Below are 14,138 nucleotides of genomic sequence, written 5' to 3'. Positions count from 1 at the left end.
TTTTCTAGGTGTATCGAATCACCAGCAGTGTGTGTACTTGTGCATGAGTCATTTCATGCAATTATTGCCAAGGAACATTGTTTTACGTTTCGTCAATAGACAAGTACACCGAAAATCCCGATTTTCAACTAATCTTAAGCCTGCGGAGGCTGGGTGCTGTTGAAATCGGGGATAACCGAATTTCAAGCAGAACCGGACATTACTAGGAGTCTTTGCCCATGACAAAACCAGCTTACAAGCGCGTCCTCCTCAAACTCTCCGGTGAAGCGCTGATGGGCGACGATGCATACGGCATCAATCGCGCAACCATCGAGCGCATGGTCGCGGACGTTGCCGAGGTGGCAGGGCTGGGTGTGGAGCTGGCAATCGTCATCGGCGGCGGCAACATTTTCCGAGGCGTCGCTCCCGGCGCGCAGGGAATGGACCGCGCGACAGCCGACTACATGGGTATGCTGGCTACCGTCATGAACTCGCTCGCGCTGGCCGATGCCATGCGCCAGGTCGGCATTACCGCCCGCGTCATGTCGGCGATCAGCATCGAACAGGTCGTCGAACCGTACGTGCGTCCCAAGGCACTGCAGTACCTTGAAGAAGGAAAGGTCGTGATCTTCGCCGCCGGCACGGGCAATCCGTTCTTTACCACCGACACGGCTGCAGCACTTCGTGGATCGGAGATCGGTGCGGAGATCGTGCTGAAGGCAACCAAGGTCGACGGCGTCTACAGCGCCGATCCCAACAAGGACCGTAATGCCGTACGCTACGCGACGATCAGCTTCGACGAGGCGATTTCCAAGCACCTGCAGGTCATGGATGCCACCGCGTTCGCACTTTGCCGGGACCAGAAACTGCCGATCAAGGTCTTTTCCATCGTCAAGCCGGGTGCCCTGAAGAATGTCATCATGGGCGAAGACGAAGGCACGCTGGTTCATGTATAACTAAGTCGTACCGTAGCAAAACAGGAGAGCAGAATGACAGTCGTTGACGTCAAGAAAACCGCCGAACAAAAGATGCAGAAGTCGATCGAGACGCTGAAGGCGGATTTGTCGAAAGTTCGTACCGGCCGTGCGCACGTGGGTATCCTCGACCACGTCCACGTCGATTACTATGGCACCCCGACGCAAATCAGCCAGGTCGCCAACCTGACCCTGCTCGATGCACGCACCATCGGTGTGCAGCCGTGGGAAAAGAAAATGGTGGGTGTGATCGAGAAGGCGATTCGCGAGTCGGACCTTGGCCTGAATCCGTCGACCCAGGGCGACCTGATTCGCGTGCCGACGCCGCCGCTCACCGAAGAGCGCCGCAAGGAAATCGTGAAGGTCGTGAAGGGTGAGGGCGAAGACGCCAAGGTTGCAATTCGCAATATCCGCCGCGACGCGAACGAAGCGCTGAAGAAGCTCCTGAAGGACAAGGCATGCTCGGAAGACGATGAGCGCCGCGCGCAGGACGATGTGCAGAAGCTGACCGACAAGTTCGTGGCTGAAGTCGACAAGCTGATTACCGAAAAAGAAAAAGAGCTTTTGACCGTTTGACGGCAGTTGGACGCGTTCCCCGGCGGTGGAACGCGTGCGCCGGAACCCGCCACCTCCGCACCGGTTTTACGCATCATGGTCGCGGCGTGAATTCGATGACAAATATCTCGGCTGCCGGGCGGCCGGGTTCCTCGCGATAACTCTTTTTCGTACCGGGCTAATCATGACGCATACCAGTTCAACGCAAGACATACCTTCTGCCTCACCGGTTCCGCGCCATGTTGCCATCATCATGGATGGCAACGGACGTTGGGCAACGAGGCGCTTCTTGCCGCGCGTGGCGGGTCACAAGAAAGGTGTCGAAGCAGTGCGCGCCATGGTCGAGGCGTGTGTTGAGCGCGGTATCGAGTACCTGACGCTGTTCGCATTCAGCTCCGAGAACTGGCGCCGCCCTGCGGAAGAAGTCTCGCTTCTGATGCGCTTGTTCATGACGGCACTGGAGCGTGAAGTGGCGAAGCTCCATGTCAACGGAGTACGCCTGAAGATTGTCGGTGACCTGAGCCGTTTCGATGCCAAGCTCCAGGAACTCATCGCCAGTGCCGAGCGCCGGACAGCCAACAACACGCGGTTGACATTGACGATTTGCGCGAACTACGGTGGCCGCTGGGACATCATGCAGGCCGTCGGCAAAATGATGGCAGCAAATCCCGGTGTGACGGACTTCTCCGAAGACCAGTTGGCGCAGCATCTCTCCATGGCCTATGCGCCTGAGCCGGATCTGTTCATCCGGACTGGCGGCGAGGAGCGGATTTCCAATTTCCTGCTCTGGCAGCTTGCCTATACCGAGTTCTATTTCACCGAAACCTTCTGGCCGGACTTTGACGGCCCGGCGCTCGATCTTGCCATTGAATCCTACCAGCAGCGCGAGCGGCGCTTCGGACGTACCAGCGAACAGCTGATAGAACAGAAAAAGGCGTCCTGATGCTGAAAACGCGCGTCATCACGGCGTTGGTATTGCTGGCAATCCTGCTTTCAGTCCTGTATTCGAAATCCCTGGTTTTCTTTCTTCTGGTGACGGCGGCATTCTTCGGTGCCGCCGCCTGGGAAGCCGCACGCCTGTTTCGCGCGACACAGCCGGTTGTCGGCGCAGCGATCTGGACAGCGGTCTTCGTGCTGGCGGTCTATTTCGCAGATGCGGGCAGCGTGCGCCTGCTGTTCGTGCTGTGCGTGGCGATCTGGGCGATCCGGCTTGCGCCTTCGCTCGCACTGGGTTTGCCGGCCGCCGGATCGGTAGGGAGCAGGCTCCTGGGCGTAGTCTATGGAATCGCCGTGTTTGGCTGCTTTGTCGCCATCGTCGCGCTGTTCCAGCACTCCCCCTTGTATCTGCTTTCGGTCATGGCGATTGTCTGGATTGCCGATATCGGCGCTTATTTCGCCGGCAAGGCGTTCGGAAAGCGCAAGCTTGCGCCATCGATCTCGCCAGGTAAATCATGGGAGGGCGCGATTGGAGGCTGGATCGCCGTTCTCGTTCTGGCAGGCCTGTCAGCGCATTACCCGCCGCTTGCGGATACCTTTGCCGCAGACGTCCTTGCTGGCTGGGGATGGGCTGGGTTCGCCGGTGTGATGACATTGATGGTCGCCGCCAGCATTGTCGGCGATCTGTTCGAGTCGCAGCTCAAGCGCCGGGCGGAGATGAAAGACAGCAGCAACCTGCTGCCGGGACACGGCGGCGTCCTGGACAGGATCGATGCCTTGATCCCGACACTCCCGCTCGCCGTCTTGATCGGCTCATGGCTTTGACACGGATGTAGCAATGCAGCGAATTACGATTCTTGGGTCAACCGGTTCCATCGGGGTTTCAACATTAGACGTGGTGGCACGCCATCCCGATCGTTACCAGGTGTACGCACTGACAGCACACAGCCGCGTCGATGAACTGGCTGCCCAGTGCCTCCAGTTCCAGCCTGAAGTTGCCGTTGTCGGCTCATCGGACGCCGCGTCCTCGCTCGCTCGCGCGCTTAAGGAAAAGGGCGGCAAGACGGAGGTGGCGTACGGCGAATCTGCATTGTGCGAGGTTGCGAGTGCCGCACGGTGCGATTCTGTCATGGCTGCCATTGTGGGTGCCGCCGGCCTTCCGCCAACTTTGGCGGCTGCGCGTGCAGGCAAGAAAGTATTGCTTGCCAACAAAGAGGCCTTGGTGATGTCCGGCCGTCTCTTCATGGATGCCGTCAGCGCAAGCGGAGCCGCTCTCTTGCCCATCGATAGCGAGCACAATGCTATCTTCCAATGCCTGCCCATAGGTTATGGCCGGGAGCCGGAGAGGCATGGTGTTTCGAAAGTGCTTTTGACCGCTTCCGGCGGTCCCTTCCTGAAGCGGGATGTCGATACCTTGGAGTCGGTAACGCCGGAAGAGGCCGTGGCACATCCGAACTGGGTCATGGGCCGGAAAATTTCAGTGGATTCGGCCACCATGATGAACAAGGGGCTGGAAGTCATCGAGGCGCACTGGCTCTTCGGCGCATCCGCCGAGCAGATCGAAGTAGTCATCCATCCGCAAAGCGTCATTCACTCCATGGTGTCCTATGTGGATGGCTCCGTCCTTGCCCAACTGGGCAACCCGGATATGCGGACGCCGATTGCCTACGGACTTGCTTATCCGGACCGGATCGCTTCCGGTGTGGCGGCGGTCGATCTGGTAAAGATTGGCCAGCTCTCATTTTTACAGCCGGATTTCGTCCGCTTCCCCTGCCTCAAACTGGCTTATGATGCCTTGTTGGCCGGTGGTACCGCGCCAGCTATACTGAACGCAGCCAATGAAGTTGCTGTCCAAGCATTCTTGGACAGGAGAATCGGTTTCCGCGCCATTGATCGCGTCATTTCAAGCGTCATGGATGCCGTGCCCTGTGTCGAGATGACCTCGCTCGATGATCTGCTGGAGCAGGACAGGCGAGCCAGGGAGAAAGCGCTTTCCTTCATTCAATGACTCTGTCGGGTAAACAATGACTCTGCTGCATACCGTAGTCGCGTTCCTTGTTGCACTTGCCCTGCTGGTTGTCGTGCATGAGCTGGGCCACTATCTGGTTGCCAGATGGTGTGGCGTCAAAGTCCTCCGCTTCTCCGTCGGCATGGGCAAGATTGTCTATTCCCGCCGGATCGGGCCCGACCAGACGGAATGGGCACTGTCGGCGCTCCCCTTCGGCGGTTACGTCAAGATGCTCGATGCTCGCGAGCAAGACCTCAGCACTATCCCCCCGGAAGACCTGAAGCGGGAGTTTACCCGGCAGTCCGTGTGGAAGCGGATCGCCATTGTGGCTGCGGGGCCACTCGCCAATTTTCTGCTTGCCATCGCTGTTTTTGCCGGCTTGTACAACTACGGCATTCCGGAACCGGCAGCCCGTCTGCGGGCAGTGCCGGAAAAGACATCCGCCTATGAAGCCGGTTTGCGTGGCGGTGAGCTCGTCACCACGGTCAATGGCGAGTCGGTAAAGATCTGGACCGACTTGCGCTGGAAAGTGATGCAACTGGCGCTCGAAGGTACGCCTGCCCAGCTCGGTGTACAACGTACAGTCGAAGGAAAGGGCACTACGTCTGAAACCGTCAGCGTGCGTCTGGACAGCTTGACCCCGGGCGACCTTGAAGGGGACTTTCTCGCAAAGATTGGGATCGATCTGGCACGCCCGAAGGCGATACTCGGGAAAATTGTTCCGGATGGACCAGCCATGCATGCCGGTCTTCAAGAGGGCGATGTCATTCAGGTGGTCGATGGACGGCCTGTGCTCGACGGTCTTGCCTTTGTGGAAATCATCAGGGCATCCGCCGGTAAATCTATTCGCATTGATGGCCTCCGTGCCGGCGAACCTTTTACTCTCGCAATCACACCCGAATCCTATGAGAACAACGGGCAGACGGTGGGAAGGATCAAGGCGGAAGTGCCGCTCGCACCGGAAATGGTCGTTGCCCAGGAATCGCTCTTGCCCGCCCTTACCAAGGCCGTCGGCAAGACCTGGGACACCAGCGTACTGACTCTCAAGATGCTTGGTAAAATGCTCATCGGCGAAGTTTCCTGGAAGAACATCACAGGGCCCATTACCATCGCCGACTACGCCGGGCAGACTGCGCGAATCGGAATCATCAGTTACCTGACCTTTATCGCGTTCATCAGCATCAGTCTGGGTGTCATGAACCTGCTTCCCATCCCGGTTTTAGACGGGGGGCTTTTACTGTATTATTCGCTGGAACTTTTGACCGGGCGGGCGATCCCCGAACGGATCGGAGAATTGGCCCAGCGAGCAGGCGTGGGCATTCTGATGACCTTGATGGCGGTAGCCGTCTTCAACGACATCATCCGGCTCATGTCCTGAGTCCCTGCCAGCCCCGAGCGGACCGCCGGCGGGCAGGGATATTGATAATAAAATAACCGATGAAATTATATTCCGAGCGTTCTCCCCAGTCTTTCTTTTCCCGCCGACTTATCGCTGTTGCCGCCTTGGCTCTCTGTGCCGGACATGCGCTGGCGGTGGATCCGTTTACGATCAAGGACATCCGCGTCGAGGGTATCCAGCGCACCGAGGCGGGAACCGTATTCAGCTACCTGCCGGTACGTGTCGGAGAAACCTACAACGATGAAAAGGGCGCCGCTGCCATCAAGGCGCTCTACGCCACGGGTTTCTTCAAGGACGTCCGCCTTGAGGTGGAAGGCAACGTGCTCGTGGTCTCGGTAGAAGAACGCCCGGCGATCGCAGGCGTCGATTTCTCCGGCACCAAGGAGTTCGACAAGGAGCAGTTGACGAAGGCGCTCAAGGATATCGGCCTGGGCGAATCGCGCATCTTCGACAAGGCATTGGTCGATCGCGCGGAGCAGGAGCTGAAGCGCCAGTACCTTTCGCGCGGCCTGTACGGCGTGCAGATCACGACCACCGTCACGCCGGTCGAGCGCAATCGCGTCAACATCAGCTTTGCCGTGGACGAGGGCGAAGTATCCCGCATCAAACAGATCAACATCATCGGCAACAAGGCATTCCCGGAAAAGGATCTCCTTGGATTGCTGAACCTGCGCACCCCCGGCTGGTTTACCTGGTACACCAAAGCCGACCAGTATTCCAAGCAAAAGCTGACCGGCGACATCGAATCCCTGCGTTCCTTCTACCTGAACCGCGGCTATCTCGAAATGCAGGTCGAGTCGACGCAGGTGTCGATCACCCCGGACAAGCGCGACATTTACATCACGATCAATATCAACGAAGGTGAAAAGTTCACCGTCGGCGACGTCAAGCTGGAAGGCGAAATGTTCGGCCGCGAAGATGAACTGCGCGGCCTGGTCGAACTGAAGAGCGGCGATGTGTACTCGGGCGAAAAGCTGGCGGAAAGCGTCAAGAAGATTTCCGAGCGCATGGGCAATTTCGGCTATGCCTTTGCCAACGTCAATGCCAATCCCGAAATCAATCGCGAGAAGAAGGAAGTCAGTTTCACGGTACTGATTGATCCGGGCAAGCGTGTGTATGTTCGCAGGATCAACATCGCCGGCAATACCAAGACGCGCGATGAAGTGGTCCGCCGGGAATTCCGGCAATTCGAAAACTCCTGGTACGACGGCGAGAAGATTCGCCTGTCCCGCGACCGTGTGGACCGCCTTGGCTATTTCAAGGAAGTGAACATCGAAACGCCGGAGGTTCCGGGTACCACCGATCAGGTGGACGTCAACATGACCGTGGCCGAAAAGCCGACCGGCAACATCCTGCTGGGTGCCGGTTTTTCGAGCAGTGAAAAGCTCATGCTGACTGGCTCGATCCAGCAGGCCAATGCCTTCGGCAGCGGCAATACGCTTGGCATCGACGTGAACACGAGCCGCCGCAACCGCACCATTGCGCTGTCGCAGACGACCCCGTATTTCACCGATGACGGTGTCAGCCGCAGCTATGAAGTCTTCCTGCGCACGACGCGGCCTCCTGAAGTCAACACGGGCGATTACGTCGTCAAGACTACCGGCGCGAACATCAAGTTCGGCGTTCCGTTCTCCGAGGTGGATACGGTGTTCTTCGGTGCCGGCATCGAACGGACCCAGGTCCAGACCTATACGGGAGTGCCGGGTTTCAACGACAGTCCCGAGCTGTACAAGCGTTACGTCTCCGACTTTGGCGATGGCACGGATGCGACCACCACCAGCTTCCCGCTGACTGCGGCATGGCAGCGGGATAACCGCGACAGCGCACTAGTACCGACGGTTGGCCGCTATCAGCGCGTCAATGTCGAGTTCGCGCCGGCTGGCAGCCTGAAATACTACCGTGCCATGTACCAGCACCAGTGGTTCCGGCCCTTGTTCCGGGCGGTAACGCTGGCGCTCAACGGCGAGATTGATTACGGCCGCGGCCTGGGCGGACGTCCGTATCCGATCTTCAAGAACTTCTATGCAGGCGGCATTGGTTCCGTTCGCGGCTATGAAGGCTCCTCCCTCGGTCCGCGCGCACTGAACGGCGACCCGTTGGGCGGCACATCGCGTATCATCGCCAATGCCGAACTCCAGTTCCCGTTCCCGGGTTCCGGCAACGACCGGACCTTGCGCTGGTTTACTTTCTTTGACGCAGGTAATGTCTTTGCAGAGGGCGCGAAGATGGATGTGTCCGACCTTCGCTATGCCGTCGGCGCCGGTATCAGCTGGGTGTCGCCGATCGGTCCGTTGAAGCTGAGTTATGGCGTGCCGCTGAATTCGAAGGCAGGCGACCGCAAGCAGAACTTCCAGTTCCAGCTCGGTACCGGCTTCTAAGCCGTCAATGGCATAATGGTAATTTGATCTGCGGAGAATGACCTTGAAGTCTTTAACACCCAATTTTTCGCCGCTTAAGTGCTTCGCCCTGATCGCGGCGTTCCTGCTTCCGATTGCGGGCGCGCAGGCTCAGGAATCGAAAGTCGGTTTCGTGAGTACCGAGCGGATTTTCCGTGAAGCCGCGCCGGCGAAGGCTGCGCAGGCGAAGATCGAACAGGAGTTCTCTAAGCGCGACAAGGAGCTGCAGGATCTGGCAAGCCGCCTGAAGTCCATGTCCGACAAGCTCGACAAGGATGCCGCAGTCCTCTCGGAGTCTGACCGCGTCAAGCGCCAGCGCGAACTGGCCGACCTGGACAAGGATTTCCAGCGCAAGCAGCGCGAGTTCCGCGAAGACCTGAACCAGCGCCGCAATGAGGAACTGGCACTCGTCCTGGAGCGCACGAACAAGGTGATCAAGCAGATTGCGGAAAGCGAAAAGTACGACATCGTATTCCAGGAAGCTGTCTATGCCAGTCCGCGCATCGACATCACTGACAAAGTGCTCAAGGCGCTCAACAAGTAACTTTTCAAAGGGCCGCAATGAGCACTCGGCTGGGTAAATTGGTCGAACGCTTGGGAGGCCAACTGACAGGCGATGCAGAGATCGAAATCTCCGGCATCGCACCCCTCGACGCGGCAGGCGCGTCGCACATCACGTTTCTCTCCAATCCGAAGCTGAGGTCGCAGGCTGCGCAGACAAAGGCGGCAGCACTCATTCTTTCGGCAGCGGACGAACCGGTCATCAGCGCCACGTACAAGGGCGCTATGATCGTCACCGACAACCCCTACGCATACTTCGCAAGGACGGCACAGTATTTTGCCGAGTTGGAGGCTGTCCCGGTTGTGCCAGGCATCCATGCGAGTGCCTCCGTGCACCCGGATGCCAGGGTCCATGCCGGCGCAACGGTCGGGCCGCATGTAACCATCGATGCCGGTGCCGACATTGCGAATGGCGCAATCATCGATGCAGGCTGCTTTGTCGGCCGCAATGCGAAGGTCGGGGAGGGCACGCATTTCTTCGCCAACGTTTCCTTCCTTGCTGGATGCGAAATCGGCAGGCGCGGGATTGTTCATTCTGGCGCGGTGATCGGTGCGGACGGCTTTGGCTTCGCCCGCGAGAAAGGTGTTTACATCAAGATTCCGCAAACGGGCCGCGTGGTCATTGGCGATGACGTGGAAATCGGCGCCAATACGACGATCGACCGGGGGGCATTGGCCGACACGATCATCGAGGACGGGGTCAAGCTGGATAACCAGATCCAGATCGGTCACAACTGCCATATCGGCGCGCATACCGCCATGGCTGGCTGCGTTGGCGTTGCCGGCAGTGCAAAGATCGGGAAGTACTGCACGTTTGGCGGCGCCGCGATGGTGCTTGGTCATTTGACAATAGTTGACAATGTCCACATCTCGTCCGGCAGCATGGTGTCGCGTTCCATTCTCGAACCGGGGCAATATACGGGCTTTTATCCTTTGGCAAAGAATGCCGAATGGGAAAAATCCGCCGTCATCGTGCGCAATTTGGGAACAATGCGTGAGAAAATCCGCGAGCTGGAAAAAACCATCAAGTCGCTCACTGAAAAAAAGTAATGAAAACGCTCGATATCAATCAAATCAAAGAATATCTGCCGCATCGCTATCCGCTGTTGCTGGTTGACCGTGTGCTGGAATGGGAGTCCGGCAAGACGATCACCGCGATCAAGAACGTCACTGTCAACGAAGAATTCTTCAACGGACATTTTCCTCACAAGCCGGTGATGCCGGGCGTGTTGATGATCGAGGCGCTTGCCCAGACTGCCGCGTTGCTGTCCTTCCTGACGATGGGACAGAAACCCGATGAAAACAGCGTGGTCTACTTCGTCGGCATCGACGGTGCGCGCTTCAAGCGCCCGGTCGAGCCGGGGGACCAGCTCAGGATGCAGGTCGAAATCTTGCGCCAGTCGCGCGGAATCTGGAAATACAAGGCACAGGCAACGGTCGACGGTCAGGTGGCAGTCGAGGCTGAGTTGATGTGCACGATGCGCAGCGCGGCCGACGCAAGCCAGCCAGCGGGGCAGTAATGACAGTCATCCATCCAACCGCGATCGTCGATCCCAATGCGGAACTCGACGATTCGGTCGAGGTAGGCGCTTATTCGATCATTGGGCCCAACGTGAAAATCGGGGCCCGCACGAAGATCGGGCCGCATGTCGTGGTCGATGGCCATACGACCATCGGTTGCGACAACCGATTCCTGCAGTTTTCTTCGATCGGCGGCCCGCCGCAGGACAAGAAATACGCAGGCGAACCGACGCGGCTGGAAATCGGTGATCGCAATCTCGTGCGCGAGTTTTGCACGTTCAACCTGGGCACGGCGCAGGACGAAGGCGTCACACGCCTCGGCAATGACAACTGGATCATGGCCTATGTGCATCTCGCCCATGATGTTCAGGTCGGCAACAACACCATTTTCGCCAATAACGCAGCCCTCGCCGGGCATGTGCATGTGGGCGACTGGGTGATCCTCGGCGGTTTTTCCAACGTGCACCAGTTCTGCAAGATTGGTTCGCACGCCATGCTGGGAATGAGCACGAGCCTCACGCAGGACGTCCCTCCCTTCGTCATGCTGAACGGGAATCCGGCAGCGGCGCATGGCATCAATGTCGAGGGGCTCAAGCGGCGCGGCTTTTCCCGGGAACAGATCTCCGATATCCGCAACGCTTACAAGCTGATCTACAAGTCCGGGCTGACCCTGGAAGAGGCGAAGGCGTCGCTGGTCAAGCTGGAAGCGGATTCTCCCGGCTCGGCCGGCCATGTTCGCATGATGCGCGAATTCCTCGACACGACGACCCGTGGCATCGTCCGCTGAGCTTTCCATTGCGATGGTCGCTGGGGAAAGTTCCGGCGACCTGCTCGCCAGCCGGCTGCTTTCCGGATTACGCCCGCAACTGCCCGATGCCAGGATCCATGGGATCGGTGGCCATCGGATGGCGGAGTATGGTTTCCAGAGCCACTGGCCGATGGAAAAGCTGTCGGTGCGCGGCCTGTTCGAGGTGCTTGCGCACTACAGGGAAATCAAGGGTATACAGAATGCGCTGCGCGACATGCTGCTCGCCGAGACGCCGGCCGCATTCATCGGCGTCGATGCCCCCGATTTCAACTTTGGCCTGGAAGCGCCGCTGAAGCAGGCCGGCATCCCGACCATGCATTTCATCAGTCCGTCCATCTGGGCCTGGCGCGGCGGGCGCATCAAGAAAATTGCAAAGGCTGTCTCGCACATGCTGGTCGTTTTCCCGTTCGAGGAAGAGATCTACCGCAAGGCGGGAATACCTGTGACGTATGTCGGATATCCGTTGGCAGAAGTGATTCCGATGGCGCCCGATGTGGGTGCCGCACGGGCATCGCTTGGCCTTCCCTTGAATGTGAAAGTCGTGGCCATCCTGCCCGGCAGCCGCATGTCGGAACTGAAGTACAACGCGGTTGCCTTCATCGAGACGGCAAAACGCCTCGTTTCCCGTGATCCGTCGATCCGCATCGTCGTGCCCATGGCGGGCGACCGGCAGCGTGCCTACTTTACCGAGCTGGTCAACAAGGCGGGACTCGCCGATGTCGCGATCGAGCTGCTCTCCGGGCGCTCCCATGAAGCCATTGCCGCCGCGGACGCCGTTCTCGTGGCATCAGGCACAGCGACACTGGAGGTGGCCCTGTTCAAGAAGCCGATGGTGATTGCCTACAAGATGATGCGCGCGTCGTGGGAAATCCTTCGGCACATGGGATACCAGCCTTGGATCGGTTTGCCGAATATCCTGGCGCGTGAATTCGTGATTCCGGAACTGCTGCAGGACGCGGCTACGCCGGAGGCAATGGCCGATGCACTCTGGACCCAGCTCACGGACGAGCCGCTTCGCGCTCGCCTGTACCAGCGGTTTACCGAAATGCACCACACCCTGCTGCGCGACACGGCACGTGAAAGCGCACAAGCGGTAATGCAACTGATCGGAAGGAAGGCCGGCGTATGACCAGGAAGAATGACAGCCTGTCTCTTTTCAGCTTTGACGACGAACTGGTGTGCGGCGTGGACGAGGCGGGGCGCGGGCCGCTTGCAGGCGCAGTATTTGCCGCAGCCGTCATCCTGGACCCAGTCAGGCCGATTGACGGTCTGCGCGACTCAAAGAAACTGACGGAAGCAAGGCGCAACGAGCTCGCCGTCCAGATCAAGGAGAGGGCGCTCGCGTGGGCAATTGCGTCTTGCTCGGAGAGCGAGATCGATGCATTGAATATCCTTCAGGCCTCGATGCTTGCCATGCGGCGGGCGATCGAGGGACTGTCGCCCGTGCCTACCCTGGCGCTGATTGACGGCAACCGCTGCCCGGTGATGCCGATCCGATCGGAAGCCATCGTCAAGGGGGACGACAAGGTGGCGGCAATTTCCGCTGCCTCGATCCTGGCGAAGACGGCGCGTGACGCGTCGCTCATGAAGCTGCACGAGCAGTTTCCGCATTACGCATTCGACCAGCACAAGGGCTATCCCACCGCCTTGCATCTCGAACGTCTGCAGCTGCACGGGGTTTCGCCGGTGCACCGCAAGTCGTATGCACCAGTTCGCGCCCTGCTGGATCGCCCGGTAGCGCTGGAGGGAAAATGAAGGCGATTTCCTCCCGGGACAATCCTCTGTACAAGGATCTCAAGCAGCTTGCGACTAGCGCCCAGGCGCGGCGCAAGGCTGGACGGTCGCTGCTCGATGGCGTCCATCTGTGCGAGGCTTACCTGGGTCAAGTCGGGAAGCCGCCGTTCTGCGTGGTGAGCGAGAACTCGACGGCGAATCCGGAAGTCGCAGCGATCGTGCAGGCCTGTGAGGCATCACGCGTTACCTGCATCGCCCTGACCGAACCGCTATACCAGGCGATCAGCCAGGTGGAACATGGTATCGGTCTGATGTTCGTGGTCGATACGCCACAGGTTCATGCGCCTGCGGTGCTGACGGAATCCGCGGTTCTTCTGGATGGTCTCCAGGATCCGGGAAATCTTGGATCCATCCTTCGCTCGGCTGCGGCTGCAGGCGTGCGGCATGTGCTGTGCAGCAAGGGAACGGTTTTCTCCTGGTCGCCGAAAGTCTTGCGCGCGGGGATGGGCGCGCATTTCACCCTGACGATTGCGGAGAACGTGGATCTTGCCGCCGTGATCCGGTCGTCACGCATCCCGGTGCTCGCCACCAGTTCGCACGCCAGCCGGCGTATCTATGACATGGATCTCACCAAGCCCACGGCTTGGCTGTTCGGGCATGAAGGGCAGGGAGTCTCGGAGGAGTTGCTCTCCATGGCAACCGAGTCGGTGTCCATACCGCATCTTGGACCGGTGGAGTCACTGAACGTTGCGGCAAGCGCCGCTGTCTGTCTTTTCGAACAGGTCAGGCAGCGTACTATCGGCTAGCGTCTCACCCGGCGCTTTTCTCCTGCAGACAATTCGGATTGCATTCCTGGTACACCAGACCGGGAGCAACGCATCGCTCGTCGGCCTCCAGCCGCATTCCGGAATCCGGCGGGCAGACCCGGTCGAATTGATAGGTAAGGCCGTGGATGACGGCGTACCGGAAAATCTGCGTGTCGCGATAGCTGCCGATCAATTCTTCGACGCGTTCCGGGCGCTCAAAGCGAACCGGTCCGCTTTGCGCCATCATGTGCCTTCCATTGGGAACCAGTCCCATGGATTCGATATCCGATTCGACGTGGCTGAGGCCTTCCTTCAGCGCCCAGAAGAAAAACAGCAAGCCAGCCCAGCATACGAGCTCAAGCAGTACGAGATCCATTTTCGTCTCCTCCGTGATCCTTACTCTCTTTATAATCGATCCATAAGAAGAATGTAAGTTTCGCGTAAGTTTCGAAATTTTGTTG

15 protein-coding genes are annotated in these 14,138 nt (G+C 58.8%); 14 read left to right on the top strand and 1 reads right to left on the bottom strand.

The annotated features are described in order from the left end of the window. Positions 1 to 218 precede the first annotated feature (218 nt). From pyrH to AC3WOY_RS01990, 14 genes are all read left to right on the top strand, one after another. Positions 219 to 935, top strand: a complete 717-nt coding sequence (gene pyrH, locus AC3WOY_RS02055; protein WP_492420712.1) for a UMP kinase — start codon at positions 219 to 221, stop codon at positions 933 to 935. 33 nt (positions 936 to 968) lie between these two features. Further along, the gene (gene frr / locus AC3WOY_RS02050) at positions 969 to 1,529 is read left to right on the top strand and encodes a ribosome recycling factor (RefSeq protein WP_492420711.1); all 561 of its coding nucleotides are present in this window, start codon (positions 969 to 971) and stop codon (positions 1,527 to 1,529) included. Between the two features lie 163 nt (positions 1,530 to 1,692). Continuing rightward, positions 1,693 to 2,451, top strand: a complete 759-nt coding sequence (gene uppS, locus AC3WOY_RS02045; protein WP_492429145.1) for a polyprenyl diphosphate synthase — start codon at positions 1,693 to 1,695, stop codon at positions 2,449 to 2,451. Next, complete coding sequence (locus tag AC3WOY_RS02040; protein WP_492420710.1) at positions 2,451 to 3,269, top strand: phosphatidate cytidylyltransferase; 819 nt, start codon at positions 2,451 to 2,453, stop codon at positions 3,267 to 3,269. Before uppS ends, AC3WOY_RS02040 begins: the two co-directional genes overlap by 1 nt. A gap of 13 nt (positions 3,270 to 3,282) precedes the next feature. Continuing rightward, positions 3,283 to 4,452 carry a 1-deoxy-D-xylulose-5-phosphate reductoisomerase gene (ispC, locus tag AC3WOY_RS02035; RefSeq protein ID WP_492420709.1) on the top strand — a complete coding sequence of 390 codons (1,170 nt, stop codon included), beginning with the start codon at positions 3,283 to 3,285 and terminating at the stop codon, positions 4,450 to 4,452. A 16-nt stretch (positions 4,453 to 4,468) separates the two neighbouring features. Beyond that, positions 4,469 to 5,830: an RIP metalloprotease RseP gene (gene rseP, locus AC3WOY_RS02030; protein ID WP_492420708.1), complete on the top strand. Its 1,362-nt coding sequence runs from the start codon at positions 4,469 to 4,471 to the stop codon at positions 5,828 to 5,830. A gap of 59 nt (positions 5,831 to 5,889) precedes the next feature. Beyond that, positions 5,890 to 8,229 (top strand): outer membrane protein assembly factor BamA, encoded by a 2,340-nt coding sequence (bamA, locus tag AC3WOY_RS02025; RefSeq protein WP_492420707.1) that lies wholly within the window; start codon positions 5,890 to 5,892, stop codon positions 8,227 to 8,229. A gap of 37 nt (positions 8,230 to 8,266) precedes the next feature. Beyond that, the gene (locus tag AC3WOY_RS02020) at positions 8,267 to 8,791 is read left to right on the top strand and encodes an OmpH/Skp family outer membrane protein (protein WP_492420706.1); all 525 of its coding nucleotides are present in this window, start codon (positions 8,267 to 8,269) and stop codon (positions 8,789 to 8,791) included. Positions 8,792 to 8,808: 17 nt separating this feature from the next. Then, on the top strand, positions 8,809 to 9,858 hold the full coding sequence (gene lpxD, locus AC3WOY_RS02015) for a UDP-3-O-(3-hydroxymyristoyl)glucosamine N-acyltransferase (protein ID WP_492420705.1): 1,050 nt from the start codon (positions 8,809 to 8,811) through the stop codon (positions 9,856 to 9,858). Beyond that, positions 9,858 to 10,328, top strand: a complete 471-nt coding sequence (gene fabZ, locus AC3WOY_RS02010) for a 3-hydroxyacyl-ACP dehydratase FabZ (protein WP_088709003.1) — start codon at positions 9,858 to 9,860, stop codon at positions 10,326 to 10,328. The genes lpxD and fabZ overlap by 1 nt, the downstream gene beginning before the upstream one ends. Continuing rightward, positions 10,328 to 11,116, top strand: a complete 789-nt coding sequence (gene lpxA, locus AC3WOY_RS02005; RefSeq protein WP_492420704.1) for an acyl-ACP--UDP-N-acetylglucosamine O-acyltransferase — start codon at positions 10,328 to 10,330, stop codon at positions 11,114 to 11,116. The genes fabZ and lpxA overlap by 1 nt, the downstream gene beginning before the upstream one ends. Before the next feature lie 13 nt (positions 11,117 to 11,129). Then, complete coding sequence (gene lpxB / locus AC3WOY_RS02000) at positions 11,130 to 12,266, top strand: lipid-A-disaccharide synthase (protein ID WP_492429143.1); 1,137 nt, start codon at positions 11,130 to 11,132, stop codon at positions 12,264 to 12,266. Further along, positions 12,263 to 12,892: a ribonuclease HII gene (gene rnhB / locus AC3WOY_RS01995; RefSeq protein WP_492420703.1), complete on the top strand. Its 630-nt coding sequence runs from the start codon at positions 12,263 to 12,265 to the stop codon at positions 12,890 to 12,892. The genes lpxB and rnhB overlap by 4 nt, the downstream gene beginning before the upstream one ends. Next, complete coding sequence (locus tag AC3WOY_RS01990) at positions 12,889 to 13,677, top strand: TrmH family RNA methyltransferase (protein WP_492420702.1); 789 nt, start codon at positions 12,889 to 12,891, stop codon at positions 13,675 to 13,677. The genes rnhB and AC3WOY_RS01990 overlap by 4 nt, the downstream gene beginning before the upstream one ends. 4 nt (positions 13,678 to 13,681) lie before the next feature. On the opposite strand, the gene AC3WOY_RS01985 is transcribed toward AC3WOY_RS01990, so the two are convergent. Continuing rightward, a complete protein-coding gene (locus tag AC3WOY_RS01985; protein WP_492420701.1) occupies positions 13,682 to 14,053 on the bottom strand; it encodes a hypothetical protein in 372 nt (123 codons plus the stop codon). Positions 14,054 to 14,138 lie beyond the last annotated feature (85 nt).

The organism is Noviherbaspirillum sp. FW303-A3 (assembly GCF_058788695.1).
The sequence above is the reverse complement of the archived record's forward strand: the minus strand, read 5'-3'. Positions and strand labels throughout refer to the sequence as shown.